This is a genomic window from Saccharopolyspora sp. NPDC002686, assembly GCF_040295745.1.
GTDB classification, from domain to species: domain Bacteria; phylum Actinomycetota; class Actinomycetes; order Mycobacteriales; family Pseudonocardiaceae; genus Saccharopolyspora; species Saccharopolyspora oryzae.
On record NZ_JBEOVY010000573.1, the window covers coordinates 1 to 2,791 of the forward strand.

General features: G+C 70.0%; 2 protein-coding genes. Both read left to right on the forward strand.

Annotation, left to right across the window (positions count from 1 at the left end; all coding sequences use genetic code 11):
* Window positions 1–155 precede the first annotated feature (155 nt).
* Window positions 156–1,727: a sensor histidine kinase gene (locus tag ABTZ89_RS37710; RefSeq protein WP_351054072.1), complete on the forward strand. Its 1,572-nt coding sequence runs from the start codon at window positions 156–158 to the stop codon at window positions 1,725–1,727.
* Complete coding sequence (locus ABTZ89_RS37715) at window positions 1,724–2,410, forward strand: response regulator (protein WP_270949291.1); 687 nt, start codon at window positions 1,724–1,726, stop codon at window positions 2,408–2,410. Before ABTZ89_RS37710 ends, ABTZ89_RS37715 begins: the two co-directional genes overlap by 4 nt.
* Window positions 2,411–2,791: the final 381 nt, after the last annotated feature.

Below are 2,791 nucleotides of genomic sequence, written 5' to 3' on the forward strand. Positions count from 1 at the left end.
GAACGCGACTCGGCCATGGTGCCCGGTCCGGACCGGGCCGGGCCGCTTTTGCAGCTATCGGTAGTTGTGTCACTTGTGAAACCAGGCCCAACAGGGTTGTTCCGGGGGCCGGAGGCGTTAACGTTCCCGCACCGGTCGTGGAGGTGGACATCGTGTTGCGGGTGCAGGCGTCGCTGTCCCGGCAGCTGCTCAGCTGGCAGCTGCTGATCATCTTCGTGCTGCTCGCCTCGGTCGCGGTGTTCTCCGTGGCGCAGACCGACATCGCGTTCCGCGCCAACGAAGGGCGCAAGATGCTCTCGGTCGCCGAGGACCTGGCCGCCACCGACGGCGTGCGGCTCAGCCTGCAGAGCCTGCGCCACAGCGATGCGCTGGCGATCTTCGCCGAGAGCGCTCGCAGCCTCTCCGGAGCCGACGACGTGATCATCGCCGACCGCCGCGGGATCGTGCTCACCTCGCCCGATCCCGCGCAGCGCGGGAAACCGCTGCCGCTCGGCGACAGCACCGTGCTCAACGGCCGGTCGTGGGTCGGCGAGATCAGCACCAACGGCGTCGAATCGCTGGTGGCGCACGTGCCGGTGATCTCCAACGACTCGCGCATCATCGGCGTGGTCGCGGCCGGCACCAACACCCCCGACGTGCTGCAAGGACTGCGCCAATCCCCCGAGAACCCGATGGCGCTGCTGGCCTTCGCCACGGTGCTGGGGGTGGCCGGATCGGTCCTGCTGGCGCGGCGGGTCAAGCGGCAGACGCTGGGACTCGAACCGAGCGAGATCACGCGGCTGGTCGAGCACCGCGAGGCGCTGCTGCACGGCGTGCGCGAGGGCGTGCTGGGCGTCGACGAGCAGAACCGGATCACGCTGGTCAACGACCAGGCGCGGCAACTGCTGTCGCTGCCTGAGGACTGCGTGGGCCGCGACATCGACTCGCTCGACCTCAACGACCGGGCCCGCGACGTGCTCACCGGTCGCACCGACGGCGTCGACCAGATCGTGCTGCGGCGCGGGAAGGTCGTGGTGCTCAACCGGATGCCGATCTCTTCGGTCGGCGCCGTGGTCACCATGCGCGATCGCACCGAACTCGTCGACCTGCAGCGGGAACTGGCGGTGCACCGCGACACCACCGACACGTTGCGCGCGCAGGCGCACGAGTTCAGCAACCGGCTGCACACCATCTCCGGACTCATCGAGCTCGGCGAGTACGACGAGGTGCAGCACTACGTCCTGCGCATCAGCCACCGGCACGAGCAGTGGCACGCCGAGGTCACTGCGCGCATCCACGACCCGGCGACCGCGGCGCTGCTGATCGCGAAGGCCAGCCTGGCCGCCGAACGCGGCGTCGGGCTGCGCCTGCACGAGAGCAGCTACCTGCCCGAGATCGACGAAGGGCTGTCCGCGGACCTGGTCACAGTGCTGGGCAACCTGGTCGACAACGCCCTGGACGCGCTCGAGGGCTCGGCGGGGACCGACCGCTGGATCGAGGTCGAACTGCGCGGCAGCGACGAAGTCGTTGCCGTGGTGCGGGATTCCGGGCCCGGGGTGGCCGCCGAGATCGTCGAGGAGGTGTTCCGGCACGGCTTCACCACCAAGGCCGCGCGCGGTGGCGATCGCGGATTGGGGCTGGCCTTGACCAGGCAGATCTGTCATCGTCGCGGCGGCTCGGTGCAGGTGCACAACGCACACGGCGCGGTGTTCACCGCGCGGCTGCCGCTGGAAGGACCGCAGACGTGATCAAGGTGTTGGTGGTGGACGACGACTTCATGGTCGCCAAGGTCCACAGCGGGTACGTGGCGCGGGTGCCCGGATTCGAGGTCGTCGCGGCCGCGCACACCGGCGCCGACGCGATCCACGCGGTCGACGAGCTGCGCCCCGACCTGGTGCTGCTCGACATCTACCTGCCCGACCTCGACGGGCTCGCGGTGCTGCGCGAGCTGCGCGCGCACCCGACCGCCGACCCCGACGTCATCATGATCACCGCGGCCCGCGACCTGGACACGGTGCGCGGCGCCATCCGCGGCGGGGCGCTGCACTACCTGATCAAGCCGTTCAGCTTCGAGGCGCTGCGCGATCAGCTGGAGGGGTTCCGGGCGCTGCACAGCAAGCTCAGCGAGCTGCCCGGCGACGCGCCCGCCGCGCAGCAGGACGTCGACCAGCTCTTCGGCACCCGCACCCGCCGCGCGGCACCGCCGAAGGGGCTGGCCAACGAAACCGCGGACATCGTCGAGCGCATCCTGCGCGAGGCGACGGCGGCGGGCGGCGACCTGTCGGCGACCGAGTGCGCCGAGGCGAGCGAGCTCTCCCGCGTCAGCGCCCGCAAGTACCTGGAGCACTTCGCCGACACCGGCCGCGCCGAGGTCCGTCTCCGCTACGGCGGCACCGGCCGCCCAGAACGCCGCTACCGCTGGTCCGGCTGACCTCCCCACCCCGACCTCGGCCCCGGTCCAGGTCACGCAATTTCAATGGAAATCTGACCTCCGATTTCCATTGAAATCGAACACCTCGGAACCCCGGTTCCACATCGCGGAACGACGTGAACGAAGTGGGGTCCGTGTCCGAGATCCGGGGTCGAGGTCCTGGTGGGGCTCGGGGGTCCGCAGTTTCAATTGAAACTGCGGTCCGCCGTTTGCAGTTTCAATTGAAACTGTGGTTGCCGGGGGCGTCGGAGCGATGAGTTCCGGGTGGAGCCGGCGCTCCGACGCGCCCGGGCATGTCCGGTGGGACGTCAGGCGGTGGGGAGGCGGAGGCCGTTGTAGCCGGCGCGGGCGTCGGCGAAGCGCTTGGACACCTCGTCCCAG